General features: G+C 57.7%; 21 protein-coding genes. 11 read left to right on the top strand and 10 right to left on the bottom strand.

Annotation, left to right across the window (positions count from 1 at the left end; all coding sequences use genetic code 11):
- Window positions 1–16 precede the first annotated feature (16 nt).
- The gene (purM, locus tag NBV64_RS04740) at window positions 17–1,066 is read right to left on the bottom strand and encodes a phosphoribosylformylglycinamidine cyclo-ligase (protein ID WP_022983476.1); all 1,050 of its coding nucleotides are present in this window, start codon (window positions 1,064–1,066) and stop codon (window positions 17–19) included.
- A gap of 54 nt (window positions 1,067–1,120) precedes the next feature.
- Between purM and hda the strand changes: the two genes are divergently transcribed.
- Genes hda through folK form a run of 4 tightly spaced genes read left to right on the top strand, consistent with a single transcriptional unit; the run spans window position 1,121 to window position 4,396 of the window.
- Window positions 1,121–1,819 carry a DnaA regulatory inactivator Hda gene (hda, locus tag NBV64_RS04735; RefSeq protein ID WP_022983475.1) on the top strand — a complete coding sequence of 233 codons (699 nt, stop codon included), beginning with the start codon at window positions 1,121–1,123 and terminating at the stop codon, window positions 1,817–1,819.
- Between the two features lie 3 nt (window positions 1,820–1,822).
- Complete coding sequence (locus NBV64_RS04730) at window positions 1,823–2,524, top strand: HAD family hydrolase (protein ID WP_009461280.1); 702 nt, start codon at window positions 1,823–1,825, stop codon at window positions 2,522–2,524.
- 10 nt (window positions 2,525–2,534) lie between these two features.
- Window positions 2,535–3,914, top strand: a complete 1,380-nt coding sequence (gene pcnB / locus NBV64_RS04725; protein ID WP_009461279.1) for a polynucleotide adenylyltransferase PcnB — start codon at window positions 2,535–2,537, stop codon at window positions 3,912–3,914.
- A gap of 29 nt (window positions 3,915–3,943) precedes the next feature.
- Window positions 3,944–4,396, top strand: coding sequence for a 2-amino-4-hydroxy-6-hydroxymethyldihydropteridine diphosphokinase (folK, locus tag NBV64_RS04720; RefSeq protein ID WP_039942399.1), 453 nt, complete (start codon window positions 3,944–3,946; stop codon window positions 4,394–4,396).
- On the opposite strand, the gene NBV64_RS04715 is transcribed toward folK, so the two are convergent.
- The 6 genes from NBV64_RS04715 to NBV64_RS04690 all read right to left on the bottom strand — a co-directional run bounded on the left by NBV64_RS04715 (window position 4,389) and on the right by NBV64_RS04690 (window position 10,188).
- Window positions 4,389–5,900: a UdgX family uracil-DNA binding protein gene (locus NBV64_RS04715; protein ID WP_250756778.1), complete on the bottom strand. Its 1,512-nt coding sequence runs from the start codon at window positions 5,898–5,900 to the stop codon at window positions 4,389–4,391. The two genes, folK and NBV64_RS04715, sit on opposite strands and share 8 nt — an antisense overlap.
- Window positions 5,901–5,952: 52 nt before the next feature.
- The gene (locus NBV64_RS04710; protein WP_009461276.1) at window positions 5,953–7,158 is read right to left on the bottom strand and encodes a putative DNA modification/repair radical SAM protein; all 1,206 of its coding nucleotides are present in this window, start codon (window positions 7,156–7,158) and stop codon (window positions 5,953–5,955) included.
- 139 nt (window positions 7,159–7,297) lie between these two features.
- A complete protein-coding gene (locus tag NBV64_RS04705; RefSeq protein WP_022983473.1) occupies window positions 7,298–7,576 on the bottom strand; it encodes a hypothetical protein in 279 nt (92 codons plus the stop codon).
- A gap of 219 nt (window positions 7,577–7,795) precedes the next feature.
- Window positions 7,796–8,449 (bottom strand): MFS transporter, encoded by a 654-nt coding sequence (locus tag NBV64_RS04700; RefSeq protein WP_022983472.1) that lies wholly within the window; start codon window positions 8,447–8,449, stop codon window positions 7,796–7,798.
- On the bottom strand, window positions 8,437–8,961 hold the full coding sequence (locus tag NBV64_RS04695; protein WP_250756777.1) for an MFS transporter: 525 nt from the start codon (window positions 8,959–8,961) through the stop codon (window positions 8,437–8,439). The genes NBV64_RS04700 and NBV64_RS04695 overlap by 13 nt, the downstream gene beginning before the upstream one ends.
- Before the next feature lie 24 nt (window positions 8,962–8,985).
- Window positions 8,986–10,188, bottom strand: coding sequence for an MFS transporter (locus NBV64_RS04690; RefSeq protein ID WP_022983470.1), 1,203 nt, complete (start codon window positions 10,186–10,188; stop codon window positions 8,986–8,988).
- Window positions 10,189–10,321: 133 nt separating this feature from the next.
- Between NBV64_RS04690 and NBV64_RS04685 the strand changes: the two genes are divergently transcribed.
- Window positions 10,322–10,909, top strand: a complete 588-nt coding sequence (locus NBV64_RS04685) for a TetR/AcrR family transcriptional regulator (protein ID WP_250756776.1) — start codon at window positions 10,322–10,324, stop codon at window positions 10,907–10,909.
- A 325-nt stretch (window positions 10,910–11,234) separates the two neighbouring features.
- Here NBV64_RS04685 and NBV64_RS04680 read toward each other — a convergent pair whose 3' ends face one another.
- Genes NBV64_RS04680 through NBV64_RS04670 form a run of 3 tightly spaced genes read right to left on the bottom strand, consistent with a single transcriptional unit; the run spans window position 11,235 to window position 13,858 of the window.
- Window positions 11,235–12,755 (bottom strand): fumarate hydratase, encoded by a 1,521-nt coding sequence (locus tag NBV64_RS04680; protein ID WP_022983469.1) that lies wholly within the window; start codon window positions 12,753–12,755, stop codon window positions 11,235–11,237.
- A gap of 39 nt (window positions 12,756–12,794) precedes the next feature.
- The gene (locus NBV64_RS04675; RefSeq protein ID WP_060185623.1) at window positions 12,795–13,562 is read right to left on the bottom strand and encodes a crotonase/enoyl-CoA hydratase family protein; all 768 of its coding nucleotides are present in this window, start codon (window positions 13,560–13,562) and stop codon (window positions 12,795–12,797) included.
- A 50-nt stretch (window positions 13,563–13,612) separates the two neighbouring features.
- Window positions 13,613–13,858, bottom strand: coding sequence for a hypothetical protein (locus NBV64_RS04670; protein ID WP_162473396.1), 246 nt, complete (start codon window positions 13,856–13,858; stop codon window positions 13,613–13,615).
- Here NBV64_RS04670 and glyQ point away from each other — a divergent pair.
- Genes glyQ through gloA form a run of 6 tightly spaced genes read left to right on the top strand, consistent with a single transcriptional unit; the run spans window position 13,805 to window position 19,410 of the window.
- Entirely contained in the window at window positions 13,805–14,710 is a 906-nt protein-coding gene (gene glyQ / locus NBV64_RS04665) for a glycine--tRNA ligase subunit alpha (RefSeq protein WP_189391936.1), read from the top strand. The genes NBV64_RS04670 and glyQ overlap by 54 nt on opposite strands.
- Entirely contained in the window at window positions 14,710–16,848 is a 2,139-nt protein-coding gene (glyS, locus tag NBV64_RS04660; RefSeq protein WP_250756775.1) for a glycine--tRNA ligase subunit beta, read from the top strand. Before glyQ ends, glyS begins: the two co-directional genes overlap by 1 nt.
- Window positions 16,848–17,387, top strand: coding sequence for a D-glycero-beta-D-manno-heptose 1,7-bisphosphate 7-phosphatase (gene gmhB, locus NBV64_RS04655; protein WP_009454972.1), 540 nt, complete (start codon window positions 16,848–16,850; stop codon window positions 17,385–17,387). The genes glyS and gmhB overlap by 1 nt, the downstream gene beginning before the upstream one ends.
- Before the next feature lies 1 nt (window position 17,388).
- Window positions 17,389–18,138, top strand: coding sequence for a lysophospholipid acyltransferase family protein (locus NBV64_RS04650; RefSeq protein ID WP_250756774.1), 750 nt, complete (start codon window positions 17,389–17,391; stop codon window positions 18,136–18,138).
- The gene (locus NBV64_RS04645; protein ID WP_250756773.1) at window positions 18,104–18,985 is read left to right on the top strand and encodes a M48 family metallopeptidase; all 882 of its coding nucleotides are present in this window, start codon (window positions 18,104–18,106) and stop codon (window positions 18,983–18,985) included. The genes NBV64_RS04650 and NBV64_RS04645 overlap by 35 nt, the downstream gene beginning before the upstream one ends.
- A gap of 29 nt (window positions 18,986–19,014) precedes the next feature.
- Entirely contained in the window at window positions 19,015–19,410 is a 396-nt protein-coding gene (gloA, locus tag NBV64_RS04640; protein ID WP_035271035.1) for a lactoylglutathione lyase, read from the top strand.
- The last annotated feature ends 138 nt before the right edge of the window (window positions 19,411–19,548 follow it).

Here is a 19,548-nt window from a genome sequence, read left to right as displayed (position 1 = left end):
GAAAGATCAGAGGTTTTTAGACCACTTCGGTCTGTGCCTGACCTTCCTGACGCTCCAGGATTTCGCCCAATTGGTAGACGGTTTCGCCTTGCTCGGACAAAGTGGCGCTGATGGCGTCTGCCTTGTCAGCAGGAACAATGATGATCATACCGATACCGCAGTTGAACACACGGTACATTTCTTCGTCGGCCACGTTACCGTTGCTTTGCAACCACTGGAACAAGGCAGGCATGGTCCAGGAATCGCGCTTCAGACGGGCAGTCAGGTGCTTTTGCAGAATGCGTGGCACGTTTTCCAGCAAGCCGCCACCCGTGATGTGAGCCAGGCCCTTGATGTCCGCACCGTGGGCAGCCAAGGCAGCCAGCACGGATTTCACGTAGATGCGGGTGGGTTCCATGACCACGTCAGCCAAAGGACGGCCATCAAGCTCGTCGGTAGGCTTGGCGTTGGCGTGCTTGAGAATCTTGCGAATCAGGGAGTAACCGTTGGAGTGGGCACCGCTGGAAGCCAGACCCAGAACCACGTCACCAGGAACAATGGACTTGCCATCGATAATGCGCGATTTTTCTACCGCTCCCACTGCAAAACCGGCCAGGTCGTACTCGCCTTCGGGGTACATGCCGGGCATCTCTGCCGTTTCACCACCGATCAGGGCACAAGCGGACAGTTCACAACCCTTGGCAATGCCGCCAACTACTTGAGCTGCCGTGTCGACCGACAGCTTGCCGCAGGCAAAGTAATCCAGAAAGTACAAGGGTTCTGCGCCCTGGACTAGAATGTCGTTGACACTCATGGCCACCAGGTCTATACCCACAGTGTCGTGGCGCTGCCAGTCAAATGCCAGGCGTAGTTTGGTACCAACACCGTCGGTGCCGGACACCAGAACGGGCTCTTTAAGGTGGGTAGGCACTTCAAACAAAGCGCCAAAGCCTCCGATTCCAGCCATGACGCCTGCACGCATGGTTTTGGCAGCCAGTGGTTTAATACGATCGACCAGGGCATCGCCCGCGTCGATATCCACGCCTGCATCGCGGTAGGTCAAGGAAACAGAAGTAGTGTTTTTCATGGGAAAAGCCGTGGGATATGTGAAAATTGCGAGTTGGACGAAATTGTACGACACATGACCGAGCAACTGATTCTGGATATATCTCCAGCACCGCCTGCCTCTTTGGACAACTTTGTTGCCGGAGCGAATCAGGCTGCGTTGCAGGCTCTGCGTCAATGCAGTCCAGGACGCGCGGTTTACCTGTGGGGACCGCCCGGCGCAGGTCGAACACATCTGCTGCGGGCGATGGCCAGTCAAGACGACAGCCGCTATTTTAGTTCAGATACACCCTCCCAGCCCATCTTTGACATCGCTACCGATGACAAAGCCCCTCCCAGCCTCTTGGCCATCGACGATATCGAACGTTTTGACGAGCACGGACAGGCTGCCGTATTTGCACTGTACAATCGCTGGCGCGAGTCGGCCACCCGGCCAGACGCCTTCACGCTGCTGGTCTCCGGCGACCGGGCTCCCAAAACCATGTCCGTGCGCGAGGACTTGCGCACACGCCTGGGCTGGGACCTGGTATTCAGGCTGGAATACCTGTCGGACGCCCATCGGGCCGAAGCCATGCAACAGCGAGCCGCTGCCCGCGGTCTGCAGCTGCAAGCGGAAGTGCTCAGCTGGATACTGACTCACTACGATCGCGATATGAACCGCTTGAGCGCACTGATCGATGCGCTGGACAATTATTCACTGGTAAAGAAACGCCCCATCACTTTACCCCTGCTCAAAGAACTTCTGGCCAACAGCCAGACCCAATCTTCTAGTTGAGTCATGACTGCTTCTTCTTTTATTGCCCTGTTTGATCTGGACCACACTCTGCTTCCTTTAGATAGCGATTACCAGTGGGCTGACTTCCTGGCCCGTACCGGCCGCGTCGGTGACCCCGCTGAAGCCATTCGTCTGAATGAAGACCTGATGGAACGCTATAACCAGGGATTGCTGACGGCCGAGGAATCGGCCGAATTCATGTTGGGCCTGCTCACCAATGCCAGCCAGGAAGAGTTGCTGGCCTGGCAGGACGAATTCATGCAGGCCGTGATCCTGCCCTCGATCAGCCCCGCTGCACGCGAACTATTGGCCCAGCATCAGGACCAAGGCCATCTGGTGGCAATCGTGACCGCTACCAACGAATTTGTGACACGCCCCATTGCTGCGGCATTGGGCGTAGACCACCTGATCGCGACCACCCCCGAAATGAAAGACGGCCGCTACACCGGCAAGATCAGCGGCGTGCCCAGCTTTCAGGCTGGCAAGATCACCCGTGTAGAACAGTGGCTGCAAACCATGGGCAAAACTTTGGCCGACTTCGAGCGCAGCTGGTTTTACAGCGATTCGCCCAACGATCTGCCCCTGATGGAAGTGGTGACCGACCCCGTGGCAACCAACCCCAGCGACAAGCTGCGTGCCGTGGCCACCGAACGTAATTGGGTCGTCATCGATTTGTTCGCTGACATGATGGACAGCAAATCGTAAAATCAGACGCATGCTCAAGCGAACAATAAAAACATTTGTCGACCGGCTGCTCAAACCAGCCAAAAGCGCGCGTCCCAAAGGGCCGCGCCGCTACACACGAGAAGAACATGGCATAGACCGGCGTCTGGTCTCGCGTCATGCCATCAAAGTGTGCGAGGTCCTGAACCACGAAGGCTATCAAGCCTATGTCGTGGGCGGCGCAGTGCGCGATTTGCTGGTGGGCCTGGAGCCCAAGGACTTTGACGTGGCGACCAACGCCACACCCGAGCAAATCCGCCCCCTGTTCCGTCGTGCCCGCATCATTGGCCGCCGCTTCCGCCTGGTTCACGTGGTGTTTGGCCAGGAAATCATCGAAACCTCGACTTTCCGGGCCGATGATAGCGGCAAGCAAACGGACGAACATGGCCGCATCCTGCGCGATAATGAGTACGGCACCATCGAAGACGATGCCGCACGCCGCGACTTCACACTGAACGCGCTGTACTACGATCCCCTGACTGAAACCGTCATCGACTACCACAACGGGGTAGCCGATCTGAAAGACCGTCAGGTACGCATTATTGGTGATGCGGAAACCCGCTATCGCGAAGACCCGGTGCGCATGCTGCGTGCCGTGCGCTTTGCCTCCAAGCTGGATGCCACCATTGAACCGGCAACGGATGCGCCCATTCGTTCCTTGTCGCGTCTGATCGAGAACGTACCCGAGTCCCGTCTGGCTGACGAAACACTCAAGCTGCTGAACTGCGGCCATGCCATGGACTGCATCCAGCGCCTGCAGGCGCTGGGTCTGCACAGCAAGCTCTTGCCCATGGTGGAACCGGTTCAACGCCTGCCCGGTGGCTCTGAATTCCTGGATATGGCCCTGGCCCGCACCGACACCCGCGTTCGTGCTGGCAAATCGGTCAGCCCCAGCTTTATCTATGCCTGCCTGCTCTGGAAGCTGGTCAAGCAAGAGTGGGAACGACGCAGTGCCCAGGACATGCATCCCCAGCAGGCCTTGCTGGAAGCCGCCGACCTGATCCTGGAAAAACAAAGCCGCATCATGCCGATTCAAAAGCGCTTCCAGTCGGATATGCGCGAAATCTGGTTCATGCAGCCCCGTTTTGAGCGCATCGCCAATCGCGCCATCTGGCGCATGACGGAACAACCTCGTTTCCGTGCCGCTGTGGATTTTTTACAACTACGCGCCGAAGCCAAAGAGGTGGATAGCGTGCAGGCGCAGTGGTGGATGGATCTGGCCGATGCTGGTGACGAAGAACGCAGCAATATGATTGCCGTGCGCAAACCTGCTGGCACTGCCGCTACCGGCTCGCGCAGCGGTCAGCGCCGTACCCGCCGCCGTCGCTCCAACGCCAAGCGCAGCAACGCAACGGGTGGAAGCGAATCGTGATTCCAGGCAGCACCACCGTTTTCGTCGCCATGGGCGCGAATCTGGGCGAAGCACGACAAACCCTGGAAACAGCAGCGGCTGAACTGGCCGCTACTGCTGGCATCCAGGATCTGACGCTGGCCCATTTCTACAGCACGGCTCCCGTCGATTCCAGTGGCCCGGATTACGTCAATACAGTCGTTCGCTTCACCTGCACCCTGGCTCCCGAGACCTTGCTGGACCGTCTGCAACACATCGAGCAAGAGCACGGCCGCACGCGCCTGTACCGTAATGCCCCCCGTACCCTGGATCTGGACTTGCTGCTTTACGGGCAAGAGCAGATCAACACGGAGCGGCTAATCGTACCCCACCCCCGCATGCATGAACGTGCTTTTGTGCTGGTACCGCTGGCTGATCTGGCTCCTGAACTTGAACTGGCCCAAGGCCACATCAGGGAGTTACTGATCAACGTGCAAGATCAGGAAATCAAGCAGCTCAGTTGATACCTGCGGCCAGGCCTGCGTCCGTAGCGAAGCCTGTTGCCAGCCGCCATCCCATTTGCAAGACCTGGGTAATACTGCTGACAATTTCCTCGCGGCGGGCCGCAGAGTCCACACGCAGCGCATACGAAGGATGCCAAGCTGCAATTACCCACGTCTGCCCTAAAAGAAACGGCTTGGCCAAATACTGAGCAAGCGGCACTTGGGTTCCCAGCAAAGCAGATAAGGCCGTCGCTCCCAAGGTGACGATGACAGCAGGTTCAAGACGCGCCAGCTCTTCTTGTAACCAGTGCCGACATGCCTGCACTTCGGCTTGAGAGGGGCTGACATGCAAACGCTGCTTGCCTCGCCCTTTCCATTTGAAATGCTTGACGGCATTGCTCAGATACAGCGCATTGCGTTCAATACCGGCACGCTGCAAAGCCTGATCCAGAACCCGCCCTGCAGGACCGACAAAGACACGCCCTGCCAAATCCTCGTAATCACCGGGTTGCTCGCCCAGCAACATCATGCGCGCTGTTGCCGGGCCTTCTCCCGGCACTGCTTGCGTAGCATGCTCCCAAAGGCCGCAGCGACGACAGGCTTCCAGTACAGACGGTTCACTGCGGTAAGGCTGTGCGCTGTGGGCCTCCACCGCGACTGACTTGCCCGGCATCCGGGCTACCGCACTAAACTGCCCCACTCGCCGGGCGCCATTACGGGCCTCGCTAATCATGGCGGGAATCAAGCTGGCTTCGGGCAGGCCTTTCCAGAATCGCACTGGCATGCTCTGCTGCAGAGCGGTTTCATTCAGCCGAGCGGGATTGAAAATGCTTTGGTAATAGCGCAGCCACAAGGCCTCCACCTGATCATCGGCCGGGCCAGCCCGTAACGCCTCTATATTGTCGGGGGCATCCTGCAGCTGCAGATTCTGACCATCCCACAGTGCAAGCCCTTGCGGCGTCGCGATACACCACGACGTGCCCCCCATGCGTTTGGAGAAATAGTCTGCAATCCACTCCAGCACATCATGCTCGGGTTCAAACCAGGCCCAGTACTCGGGCTGCATGCCCTTGCCACAATGGCGGAACCGTACATAAGCCATCATGTCGTGTTTTTCCTTGCGTACCGCTTTGGCCATCTCGTACAGACGGGCACCATCTTCGTCTGCTACAGACTCCACACTGCGGTCACCTTGATGCCAGCGCCACAGGACACGGTAAAGTAAAGCCCAACGCGCCGGCGCACGACACAAGGCCGCATCCTGCAGCAAGGCAGCCAGCCCTTTGGAAATACGCACAGACACACTGGAAACGGGCTGCTGCGCCTGGGGCTCTTGCAAGGAAACAGGCGGGGAAAGCGGCGTATGGAGTGCTTCATACTCCAGCCCGATTTGCTGCCCTTGCCGCCCCGAAGCCGGGCTTGCTTCTGCCCAACAAAGCTCCTCCGGCGACCAGCCCTCGGCCAAAGCGCGTAATGCCTGCTCGCGCCAGGCCAGATAACCGCCGTTCACCATCAGAGTCATCATGACTGTTGGCTCCTGCTGCCAGAAAGAAGCAAGGTCGTCACACAAGGGGGATTCATAGCAAGCTCAGTTGCTGCGGATTGCTCGAGAGCATGCGTCGCAGCTTGTCTGACGCAGCCTCAGCAAGGCCGGGACGGTAATCCTGGACCACTACAAACGGCTGCAATGTTTTGATGGAACAACGCAAACGGATCAAGTCCTGATATCGGATCGCCCGCATCTGACGAAGCTCGACCAGGCGCTTGGCATTGCGTATGCCTATACCCGGAACACGCGCAATCAGACGCTCGGGCGCCCTATTCAGATCTACCGGAAAAACCGCTCGATTGGACAAGGCCCAAGACAGCTTGGGATCAATATCCAAGGGTAAATCGCCCTTATCCTGAAACAGCTCCTCGGCCCGGAAACCGTAGCTGCGCAGCAGGAAATCGGCCTGATAAAGACGATGCTCCCGCAAGAGCGGCGGCGGCTGGGCTGGCAGCGCCGACGAACTGTCCGGGATGGGGCTGAATGCCGAGTAATACACCCGCTTGAGCTTGTAGGCTCCGTACAAGGTCTGCGCCGTTTGCAAGATATTGCGGTCATCCGCTGCATCCGCACCGACAATCATTTGTGTACTTTGCCCGGCAGGCACTTTAGGCCGCTTCTCCTCCTGAGCCTGTTCCTGGGACAGACGAATGACGCCCATGGCGCGCTTGATCGTATGCCCACTTTTCTCGGGCGCAAGACGGCTCAGGCCAGCGTCTGTGGGAAGCTCGATGTTGACGCTGAGGCGGTCTGCATAAAGACCAGCCAACGTAATCAGCTGGGGATCTGCATCAGGAATGGTTTTAAGGTGGATATAGCCGCGAAAATGGTGATCTTCGCGCAAGGAGCGCGCCACCTCGACCAGGCTCTCCATGGTGTAGTCCGAACTTCGTATGATGCCCGAGCTCAGAAACAGACCATCTATATAGTTACGCCGATAAAAATCCAGCGTCAGATCAACCACTTCGGCAGGCCGAAAACGCGCGCGTGGCACGTTGCTGGAGCGCCGGTTCACGCAATACAGGCAGTCATACTGACAAAAATTGGTCAGCAGTATTTTGAGCAGCGATACGCAGCGCCCGTCAGGCGTAAAGCTATGACAGATGCCGGCCCCCGTACTGGCCCCAAGACCCGTACGCCCACGGGAATCCCGTTTGGGCGCGGCACTGCTGGCGCAAGAGGCATCGTACTTTGCCGCGTCGGCCAGAATTTCGAGTTTGCGCGATAGCTCCATGATCGAAATACTGTATATAAAAACAGCATTATACAGTTTTCGCTCAAGGCGTCACTTATCCAGAAAACGTTCAAAGAGGGCAAGCGGCCTGGCCTGTCCGGCAAAGGACAAGCCAGGCAAACCAGCTCAAGCTAAAGGATCACGCGTCCAAAAGCTTGATCAAGGCCTCTTGATGATTGGATCGAGCTTCCAGCAATTGCCGCCCTTCTTCGGTCAACATGGCTATCAGGGGAGCGGGGAAAGGGGAAGGAGTCTGCGTCGTTTGCGGGATGGCTTGGACTAATCCCAGCGACTGTAATTGTTCAAAAACTGCTTGTTTCTTGTGCCAGGGGGTTTGGCGTAAGCGCACGAGCTCAAGAGTGTTCCAGATTGTGGGGTTGAGCTGCGGAATAGTGATGGAGCGCTGAAGTTGCGTCATACAAGGCCCTTAATTAAGACCACCCATACCGACGTTGTGTGCCCATAAGGGAGGTCAGCCAGAAAGCATCCCTATACCGTACAACATAACGATGTACAGAATATTTCAAGGAGTTCTGACAGACATCGTCGCAGCGCTCCTCCAAGACTCCAATAAGCAATAACCCGCGCTTGCGCCCTGGCAAACCCGGAAAAATCAGTCCGGCCCCGTTTTTTCTGCTCATTTTTTTTGATGCAAAATTGTTCCGAAAAGCAGCAAAAACACAACAAACGATCCGGCTCCAGCCAACCCCAGATTCGCGCTTAAACCGTAGGCATCCACAGTCTGCCCGCCCAGCCAGGAGCCAAGCGCTATGCCGATATTGAACACAGCCACGTACAACGACGTAGCCACCTCAACAGCATTGGCAGCGGCCTTCATCATCCAGCTCATCAGCCCTACCGACACCCCGCCATACGCCAGGCCCCAAAGTAGCAAAATCGCACCTCCACTCAGCGGTGATCTACCCACTGTCAAGAAAAGCAAAGCAGTGATGCTTAGACCCAACGCTATCGCCATCAAGCTGGCTTCAGTGCGTTTGGCTGCCGACATCCCGATCAGGAAATTGCCCACAATCCCGGCCACTCCATAAGCAAACAACAAGGCTCCTATCCATTGAGCACCTATGCCGGAAACAGACAGCAAAAGAGGACGCACAAAGGTAAATGCGCTGAAATGCCCCGCGACCAGAATCAGGGTCAAGAGCAAACCAAACCATAACTGCCGATTGCCAAACTGCTCGGCGAACTGACGCCATGTGGTCGAGCGCGACACGGACAGGGGCGGAATCACGGCCAGATGGAAGATCAACACCAAAGCGCTCAGCAGCGCCATCCAGCCAGCTCGCCCATCAAGGCGCCCAGTGGCACGCCCAACACAGAAGCGGCGGCAACCCCACCGAAGATGATCGAGGTTGCCAAACCTACAGACTGAGCCGGAACCAGACGGGATGCCAAGCCACCTGCAATGGCCCAGATGCCTCCCATACAAAAACCAACCAGAACACGGGCGGCCAGCATCCAGGCGATGCTGGGAGCCAGGGCGGAGGCTATATTGGCCATCACCAGCAAGGCCAGCAAACCGCACAGAATGCGGCGTCTGTCCACGCCACCAGAGGCCAGCACCACCAGAGGCGCAAACAGGGCTGCCAACAAGGCAGGCAAGGAAATCAGCAAAGCAGCCGTCCCCGTGGAAGTCTGCAAACTGTCTGCAATAGGAGTCAGTAAACCTACGGGCAGCATTTCCGTCGTGACCACGGAAAAAGTGGCTAGGCCAACGGCGATAACGGCCAGCCAGGACTGCCGCTTGCTGGGCTGCCCGGTCATGGATAGAGAAGAGGTATTCATCGCTACATGCTCAAAGAAAGAAGTCTAGACAGCGCAGGAGCGGGCTACTACGGGTGCGCGCAAACTTTGATAGCTGCACAAGGCAAGCAAGACGATCAGGGCAGCGGCATAGAGCGCAACCATAAAGCCGGAACTGGCTCCGCCCTGATCCACCATCCGCCCCGAAGCGGCAGCCCCCATAGCCACACCAATATTCAGACCAGCCAGCAGCCAGGTCATGCCCTCGGTTAATTGCTGCTCCGGCACCACACGCTCGACCAGCGACATGGCCACAATCATGGTGGGGGCGAAAAACAGACCAGCCAGCAAAACCGCCCCTGCCAGCTGTGCCACGCTGGCCACCAGCAATAAAGGCAAGGTCGTAGCGGCGGTAGCCAAACCGCCCAACAGCAGCAGGCGATGCAAAGGGATGTTCAGCTTCAAACCACCAAACACCAGACCTGCTGCGCAAGAACCCAGGGCGTAAGCCGACAGCACCAGGCTGGCCGCCCCCGGCTGCCCCATTTGCTGTGCAAAGGCCACGCTGACAATATCCACGGTGCCCACGATCACGCCCATGGCGACCATCAGCAATGCCAGCAAACGCACACTATTCAGACGCAGGACCGAAGGGCGGCTGCCCTGCTCCTGCGCTTGGATCGGCGGCTCAGTCCCCTTTTGCAACAACAGAGCCGACACACCGGCAATCAGCAGTAGCGCGGCAGCCAGCACACCGGCTTGTGGAAACACCAGGACCGCCAAACCCACCGACAAAGGCGGCCCGGCAATAAAGGTGACTTCATCCAGCACGGTTTCCAGCGAATACGCTGTTTGCAAGCGATCCTGCCCACGATAAATCGCCGTCCAGCGAGCACGCACCATGGCCGACATGCTAGGCATGAAACCGGCCAGCACCGCGCCTGCAAACAAGGTCCAGTCAGGCGCTTGCCACCATGTCGCCCCCAACAAGAGCAACAAGCCCAGAACACTAATGGCTGTTGCTAGCGGCAGAACACGGCTTTGCCCACGCCGGTCCACCCAACGGGACACTTGTGGCGATAGCAGCGCATAGCTCAATACAAAGGAGGCGGAAACCGCCCCCGCCAAGGCATAGCTGCCCCGCAGTTGCGACAGCATGGTGATGATTCCTATCCCTATCATGGGCAGCGGAATCCGGGCCAGCAGCCCGGCCAGGGCGAATCCCCGTGTGCCAGGCGCGGCAAAAAGTTCTCGATAAGGCTGAGCCATTACATTCTCCGTGAGCGCCCGCTTGCCACGACACGGTGATGCGTCGACAATACATACAAGGCGTATGTTTAAAATGATATATACATACGCTACGCATGTAAATATACATTCAGCTCGTATGTAAGGAGAAACTATGGCACGCCGTACCCGCGCCGAGATGGAAGAAACCCGCGCCACGCTGCTGGCCACCGCTCGCACGTTCTTTGCGGAACGTGGCTATGCCGACACATCCATGGACGAGTTGACGGCGCAAGCGGGCCTGACACGTGGTGCGCTCTACCATCATTTCGGTGACAAAAAGGGTTTGCTGGCGGCGGTGGTCGACCAGATCGATGCAGAAATGGACGAGCGCCTGCAGGCTATTTCAAACAATGCCGAGGACGCCTGGGACGGGTTTGTACGCCGCTGCCATACCTATCTGGAAATGGCGCTGGAACCGGAAATGCAGCGCATTGTCTTGTGTGATGCCAAGGCCGTACTGGGGGGCGCATCACCCGAATCGCATCAGTATTGCGTGGGTTCCATGGAAGGCTTGATTCAGGCACTGATGGATCAAGGTCGGATTGAACAGGCAGATCCCCACGCCCTGGCTTCCCTGATTTACGGCAGTCTGGCCGAAGCCGCCTTCTGGATTGCGCAGGGAGAGGATGGGGATGCCCGCTTGGTAAAAGGGCTGGCTGCACTGGATTTATTACTGCGCGGCTTGCTGATCAAGTCCTGAACGGGCGATGCTGAAAAAGCCAGTACCCAGGCAAAGAGCGGGTCTGGGATCATCTGCTTCTAACGGCAGGCAGATCAACAGATCGAATTCTTTTTTACGCGACCTCTTGAGCCACCAGAAATATACGGCCCTGGCATCTATAGCGGTAATGAACCTCTCCTAAAACCAGAACATTCAGGCAGCCAAGCAAAGCTCATACAAACGACAGACATAAAAAAACCCGCATTGAATGTTGTGCTGACGCTGTTATTACAAGCAGACCAGAAACACTCAGGCGGGTTTTGTATCGATAGCGCCGGGAAGCCCAAGCTTCCCGTTTCACGTCTTACACAGCGACCAAAGAGATCTCTGCGATACGCTTGCGCCACTCGGCAGGGCCAGTGTTGTGCACGGACACGCCTTGCGAGTCCACAGCCACGGTCACGGGCATGTCCTGAACTTCGAACTCGTAAATGGCTTCCATACCCAGGTCCTCGAAAGCCACCACTTTCGCATTGCGAATGGCCTTGGAAACCAGGTACGCGGAACCGCCCACAGCCATCAGGTAAGCCGATTTGTGAGCACGAATCGCTTCAATCGCGGTTGGGCCACGCTCGGCCTTGCCGATCATGGAGATCAAACCGGTTTTGGCCAGCATCATCTCGGTGAACTTGTCCATGCGAGTGGCGGTGGTTGGGCCTGCTGGACCAACAGCCTCGTCACGCACAGGATCAACCGGGCCTACGTAGTAAATCACGCGGTTGGTGAAGTCCACAGGCAGGGACTCGCCCTTTTCCAGCATGTCCTGAATACGCTTGTGAGCGGCGTCACGGCCAGTCAACATCTTGCCCGACAGCAGCAAGGTCTGACCTGGCGTCCAGGAAGCCACTTCTTCAGGAGTCAGCTCGTCCAGGTTCACTTGGCGGGACTTGTTGTAGTCCGGTGCCCAGTGAATGTCAGGCCAGGCCGACAGCGGCGGAGGTGCCAGCTCGGCGGGGCCGTTGCCGTCCAGCGAGAAATGTACGTGACGGGTTGCCGCACAGTTGGGGATCATGGCCACAGGCTTGGACGCCGCGTGAGTCGGGAAGGTGTTGATCTTCACGTCCAGCACGGTCGTCAAACCGCCCAGCCCTTGAGCGCCAATACCCAGAGCATTGACCTTCTCGTACAGCTCGATACGCAGCTCTTCCAGCTTGCTTTGCGGGCCGCGTTGCAGCAACTCGTACATATCGATGTCTTCCATCAGGGCTTCCTTGGCCATCAGCATGGCTTTTTCAGCCGTACCGCCCACGCCAATACCCAGCATGCCCGGAGGACACCAGCCAGCGCCCATCGTAGGAACCGTCTTGAGCACCCAGTCCACCAGAGAATCGCTGGGGTTGAGCATCACGAACTTGCTCTTGTTTTCCGAACCACCGCCCTTGGCGGCCACTTGAATGTGAACCTGATCCCCAGCGACCAGTTCCACATTCACAATACAGGGTGTGTTATCGCGCGTGTTTTTACGGGTGAACAAGGGGTCGTTCAGGATGGAGGCACGCAGTGGATTATCCGGATTCAGATAACCGCGACGCACCCCCTCGTCACAGAGCTCCTGCAAGGAACGCTTGGTATCAAAGCGCACACCCATGCCCACTTTCAGGAATACGTTCACCACCCCGGTGTCCTGACAGATGGGGCGATGGCCCTCGGCACACATGCGCGAGTTGGTCAGGATCTGGGCGATGGCATCTTTGGCCGCCGGGTTCTGTTCGCGCTCATAAGCGCGGGCCAGATGTTCCAGATAGTCGGTGGGATGGTAGTAACTGATGAACTGCACCGCATCAGCGATGGACTGAATCAGATCGTCTTCTTTGATCGTGGTCATGGTGGCGTCTATATAAAAAACGGGATGAACAAGGGGAAACTATTTGCCCTGCCAGACAGGCTCGCGCTTCTCGGCAAAAGCCGTCGCGCCTTCCTTGGCGTCTGCAGAGGTAAAAATGCCGGCGATACGGGGGCGCTGCAGATCGAACAGATCCGACTGACGCCAGTCGCGCGACTGGGAAATAATGCTCTTGGCGGTTTGCACGGCCAAAGGACCGTTGGCGGCGATCTGCTCGGCCAGTGCCAGCGCCTGCTCGGTAGTTTTGCCGGGTTCGGCCAAACGGCTGACCAGACCCAGTTCGGCCATGCGGGCTGCAGGGTACATACCACCGGTCAGCACCATTTCCATGGCCATGTGGTAAGGAATACGGCTAGGCAAGCGCACCATGCCGCCCGATCCGGGGACAATGCCGCGTTTCACTTCAGGCAGGCCAAAGTTGGCGCTGTCGGCCGCAACAATCAGGTCGCAGGACAGGGCAATTTCAAAACCACCGGCCAGGCAGTAGCCTTCCACGGCGGCAATCAATGGCTTGGCGGGCGGGCGCTCGCAAATACCAGCGAAACCGCGGTCGCCTACATAGGGGCGCTGGCCAGTCTTGGCAAAGGCTTTCAAATCCATACCGGCGCAGAAGGTATTGTTGGCCCCTGTCAGCACGCCTACGGCAATGCTGGGGTCGGCATCGAACTCATCCAGAGCCTGGGCCAGCGCCTGCGCGGTTTCCAGGTTGATGGCATTGCGTGCCTCGGGACGGTTCAAAGTAATCAACAACACCTTGCCGATACGTTCAAGCGTGACAAGTTCACTCATGGACCTAGCCTCCTTTAGACTGCCGCCCGAGATTCTGTTTCAAGATCAGGTCAGCAAATAAGCAGTATTTGGACAAACGCATATGATACGTCTAAAAACAACTTGACCGCCCGGTACACAGCGGCCTTGCCCATGGCCCGGACGGCCAAAATAGCCCATTGCGGGCGCTTTTCTGCTGCAAGGGCGCAGTTCACGCTAAAATAGAAAAATTTTGCAGATTCTCGCTTTACTGGCCATTGCTCATGCTCACCTTTCAGCAAATCATACTTACGCTCCAGCAATACTGGGACAAGCACGGATGCGCTCTGCTTCAGCCCTACGATATGGAAGTCGGTGCCGGAACCTCTCATACGGCAACCTTTTTGCGGGCCATCGGCCCTGAACCGTGGCGCGCTGCCTATGTGCAGCCTTCGCGCCGCCCCAAAGACGGGCGTTACGGGGACAACCCCAACCGCCTGCAACACTACTACCAGTTTCAGGTCGTGCTCAAGCCCGCACCTGAAAACATTCTGGACTTGTATATCGGCTCGCTGGAAGCCTTGGGCATCAACCCCAAAGCGCACGACATCCGTTTTGTTGAAGACGACTGGGAAAACCCGACACTGGGCGCCTGGGGTCTAGGCTGGGAAGTCTGGCTCAACGGTATGGAAGTCACCCAGTTCACCTACTTCCAGCAAGTAGGCGGTCTGGACTGTACCCCTACCACGGGCGAAATTACCTATGGTCTGGAACGTCTGGCCATGTACTTGCAAGGCGTGGAAAGCGTCTACGATCTGGTCTGGACCGAAGGTCATAACGGCCAGCGCATTTACTACCGCGACGTGTTCCACCAGAACGAAGTGGAGCAATCCACCTACAACTTCGAGCACGCCAGCACTGAAATGCTGTTTGCGCATTTCAACGACTACGAAGCCGAAGCCAAGCGCATCATTGACGTGCCGCTGGCCCTGCCTGCTTACGAGCAAACGCTGAAAGCCGCCCATACCTTCAATATGCTGGATGCCCGCGGCGCCATCAGTGTGACCGAGCGCGCTGCCTACATTGGCCGTATCCGCAATCTGTCCCGCGCTGTCGCACAGGCTTACTACGACTCCCGCGAACGCCTAGGTTTCCCCATGCTGAGCAACACATCCTCGGAGGCCAAGTAATGAACGCCTCCACGACACAGCCTTTGCTGATTGAACTGTTCACCGAAGAACTGCCCCCCAAAGCGCTGCAACAGCTGGGTCAGGCCTTTAGCGAAGGTCTGCAAAAAGTATTGGGCGAACAAGCCCTGCTGGCCCCGAACTGCGAAGTGCGTGCCTATGCCACACCCCGCCGTCTGGCCGCCTGGTTCAGCGCCGCTTACCAGCAAGCTGAAGACCAGCCCTATACCGAAAAGCTGATGCCCGCCCATATTGGCCTGGATGCCAATGGCGAGATCGCTCCGGCCCTGGCCAAGCGCCTGGCCGCCAAAGGTCTGGAACATCTGAAGGCCAGCGACCTGCTGCGCGAGTCCGATGGCAAGCAGGATTACCTGTACGCCAGCGGCATTGCCACCGGCGCCGCCCTGAAAGACGGTCTGCAAGAAGCCCTGGAATGGTCCATTACCCACCTACCCATCCCTAAAGTGATGCGCTATCAATTGGCCGACGGTGTCAGCAGCGTGCGCTTTGTGCGTCCTGCGCACGGTCTGGTCGCCTTGTGGGGTTCGGACGTCGTTCCCGTCAGCGCCCTGGGCCTGCAAGCCGGTCGCCTGACACACGGCCACCGCTTCATGTGCGATGCCCCCTTCGACATCCATGATGCCGACAGCTGGGCCGCACAGCTTAGGGATCAAGGTAGAGTACTTCCATCGTTCGAAGAACGCCGTAATGAAATCAGAGTGCAGCTGACAAGCTTGGCCCGCTTCTACGATGCTTCGCTAAGCAATGGAGACGACTCCGAAGTAGAGGCCTTATTAGATGAAGTAACAGCCTTAGTCGAGTACCCAGCTATATACGAGGGCAGATTTGACGAGCAATTCCTGGAAGTACCATCCGAGTGCCTGATTCTGACCATGCGTCTAAATCAAAAGTATTTCCCGCTGTTTGACTCCGCCACAGAAAAGCTGACCAATCGCTTCCTGATCGTCAGCAATATGGACATGAAGGATCCCAGCAACATCATCAAAGGTAACGAGCGCGTAGTGCGCCCCCGTCTGGCGGACGCCCAGTTCTTCTTTGAAACCGATCGCAAGCAAACTCTGGCCGAGCGTGTGCCTACGCTGGCTGGCAGCGTGTACCACAACAAGCTGGGTTCGCAGCTGGACCGCATCGAGCGTCTGCAATCCGTGGCTGGCTACATTGCCAAGCAACTGGGCGCGAATGAAGAGCACGCCCGTCGTGCCGCTTTGCTGGCCAAGGCGGACTTGAACTCCAATATGGTGGGCGAGTTCCCCGAGCTGCAAGGCGTGATGGGCGCTTACTACGCCCAAGGCGATGGCGAGCCCGAGGACATCGTGCTGGCTATTCGCGAGCAATACCGTCACCGTCTGGACCAGCCTGTCACGGCTGCCAGCCTGACCCAGGCCATTCTGTTCCTGGCCGAGCGTGCCGAAGTACTGGTCGGTATCTGGGGCATTGGTCTGGCTCCAACTGGCGAGCGCGACCCTTACGCCCTGCGCCGTGCCGCATTGGGCCTGATCAGCGCCTACGAACAGCTGCAAGCCGGTGCTCAGTTGAAGGCCAACAGCCTGAATCTGGATACGCTGCTGAACACCACCGCCTCCTTCTTCAAGGACGGGGTTCTGGCCGATGACACGGTCGATGCGGTTCAGACCTTCATCTACGAGCGCTACCGCAATCAGCTCAGCAACGATTACGAGCGCAGCGTGGTCGATGCCGTGCTGGCCCTGCGTCCACCGCTGGAACAGGTTCACGCCCGCATTCAGGCTTGCGCCTCTTTTGCCCAACGCCCTGAAGCCGAGAGCCTGGCTGCCGCCAACAAGCGCGTCAGCAATCTGCTCAAGAAAGCCGAAGGCGAACTGGCAACACTGGACGACCAACTGCTGGTCGAGCCCGCCGAGCGTGAGCTGGCTGCCAAGATTCAGGAATTGCAGCCCGTTGCCCAGGCCCAGTTTGAAGCCGGTGAATTTGACGCTTCCCTGGCCACGCTGGCCCAGGCCCGTGGTGCCGTGGACAACTTCTTCCAGGACGTCATGGTCATGGCCGAAGACCCTGCCATCCGTGCCAATCGCCTGGCCTTGCTGGCCAAGCTGCATGCACTGATGAACCAGGTTGCGGATCTTTCCAGGCTGGCTAACTAGTGAAACTTGCCATCATTGATCGGGACGGTGTCATCAACCATGACAGCGATGCCTTTATCAAAAGCCCACAAGAGTGGGAGGCTATCCCAGGCAGTCTGGAGGCCTTGGCTCGCCTGACCGAAAACGGCTGGAAGGTGGTCATTGCCACCAACCAGTCCGGTCTGGCGCGTGGTTTGTTTTCCATGACCACGCTCAATGCCATCCATGCCAAGATGCGCCGTGAACTGGCCTTGCTGGGTGGCTTTATCGACGCCATCTTTATTTGCCCGCACGGCCCGGATGATGGCTGCACCTGTCGCAAACCGGCCCCCGGCATGTTTCGCGACATTGCACATCGCTATGAAGTGAACCTGCAAACCGTACCCTCGGTGGGCGATTCCTTGCGCGATCTGCAAGCGGCCAGCCAAGCCGGTTGTGCCCCCTGGTTGGTCCAGACCGGCAAAGGCATGCGTACCCTAGAGAAAGGCGGCTTGCCCGAAGGCACGCGCGTCGAGGCCGATCTGGCCGCTGTTGTCGACAAATGGCTCCACGGAAACTGATATGGGCATTATCCGCGCATCACTCTATCAACTCTTTTTGTTGATTACCGTTATCCCCTACGCCTTTGCCTGCCTGATTATTGCGCCACTGCCCCTGGATATACGCTATCGCTTTACCACTGGCTGGCCACGTCTGGCTGTCTGGGGTGCGCGCACGATCCTGGGCATACGCTGGCAGACCAAGGGCTGGGAAAACCTGCCCGATGGCAAGGCCATCATCCTGTCCAAGCACCAGTCGGCCTGGGAAACGCTGTTCTTTCCTTCTTACATGCCGCGTCAGGTATGCTTTGTGTACAAGCGTGAACTGCACAAAGTCCCTTTCTTTGGTTGGGGGCTGGCTTTGCTGCGCATGATTCCTATTGATCGTGCCAAAGGCCGGGATGCCTTTGAACAGGTCATCAAGATCGGGCAGCAGCGCATTGACGAAGGCCGCTGGCCCTTGTTGTTTCCCGAAGGCACCCGTACCGCCCCAGGCTATACCGGCCGCTACAAGATGGGTGGCGCCTTGCTGGCCAGCCGTACTGGCACGCCCATTATTCCCGTAGCGCATAATGCGGGCGAATGCTGGCGTCGCAATGCCTTTATCAAGACGCCGGGCTTGGTTACTATCTCCTTTGGTCCTCCCATTGATCCTGCCGGGCTGACCCCTGAAGAAGTAAACCAACGCGTACAGACATGGATTGAAACCGAAATGCGCGTCTTGAATCCGGAACGCTATGACGGTCCCCCCACAACTGGCTCTGTTTCCTGACACAGCCTTTCCCCACCCGGCGAAGCGGCAAGAAAAGCCGCCCGCCGGTTCTGCTCTGCCCCCCAAAAGTGCCCTGACTGTCCGGCCCGAAAGCTTGCCGGAAGGTGTGCAATGGCAGCAGGTGGAGCTGGATGGCCACACCATTGGCTATCAGCTCAAACGCTCCCGCCGCCGTACCCTGGGCCTGACCATCAACGACAGTGGCCTGACCGTTGCCCTGCCCTCCTGGGTCAAGATCAGTCAGGCAGAACAAGTGCTGCACAGCAAAAGCGCCTGGATCCTGCGCAAGCTGCGCGAATACCAGCAACGTCGCGAACAACTGGCCTTGCAAAGCCTGCAATGGGTTGATGGCGATACCCTGCCCTTTATGGGGGTGCCCATCCGCCTTAGCCTGAACCCGCAGATTCAGCAGGTACATTTCGACGGACGAGCCGGTCAGGTTCAAGGAGGTCAACGCCTGTCACTCCCCCTGCCCGTCGAGGCCGAACCACAACGTGTTCAGGAACTGACTCAGGCCTGGCTGCAAAAACAAGCCAAACAGTGGTTTGAGCAGCGGCTGCAACATTATTTGAACCTGTCGGGCTTGAGTGCCAGCAAATTGCGGCTGGCGGCCCCCGCCAAACGCTGGGGTTCCTGCAACAGTGACGGCATCATCATGCTGAACTGGCGCCTGATACACTTTCACCCATCCATCATTGATTACGTCGTCGCTCACGAGGTCGCGCATCTGCAAGAGATGAATCACGGCCCACGTTTCTGGGCCTTGGTCGAAACGCTCTACCCTGATTTTGTCAATGCGCGCAATCAGTTACGACAATATGATCCAGGCACCCTGCCCCTGCTTTAAGGCAGGTTGAACTCTAGGAGCTCTACCTTATGCGTATCCTGCACACCATGCTGCGTGTCGGCAATCTGGACCGTTCTCTGGCCTTTTACACCGAAGTGCTGGGCATGAAATTGCTGCGCCAGTCCGACTACCCGGACGGCCGCTTCACCCTGGCTTTTGTTGGCTATCAGGACGAGTCCGAAGCCGCCGTATTGGAGCTGACCCACAACTGGGACACCCCCTCCTACGATCTGGGCGACGGCTATGGCCACATTGCACTGGAAGTGCCTGATGCCTACAAAGCCTGTGAGGACATCAAGGCTCGTGGCGGCAAAGTCGTACGCGAAGCAGGCCCGATGAAGCACGGCACCACCGTGATTGCTTTTGTAGAAGATCCGGACGGCTACAAGATTGAACTGATCCAGGCCAAAGGGCGCGTGGATTAAAGCAAACAGAACCGGCCTTAACTGGCCGGTTTTTTTTATGCTTCCCCCTAATTGTTCAACTTGGCACAAAGGTGCCTGAATCATATTTTGCGACTATTTGTGCCGCTACCCTTACATACCGTAGCCGCTAAAACCCGC

The sequence above is a fragment of the Alcaligenes sp. DN25 genome (assembly GCF_023674485.1).
Taxonomy (GTDB): Bacteria; Pseudomonadota; Gammaproteobacteria; order Burkholderiales; family Burkholderiaceae_B; genus Alcaligenes; species Alcaligenes phenolicus.
The sequence above is the reverse complement of the archived record's forward strand: the minus strand, read 5'-3'. Positions and strand labels throughout refer to the sequence as shown.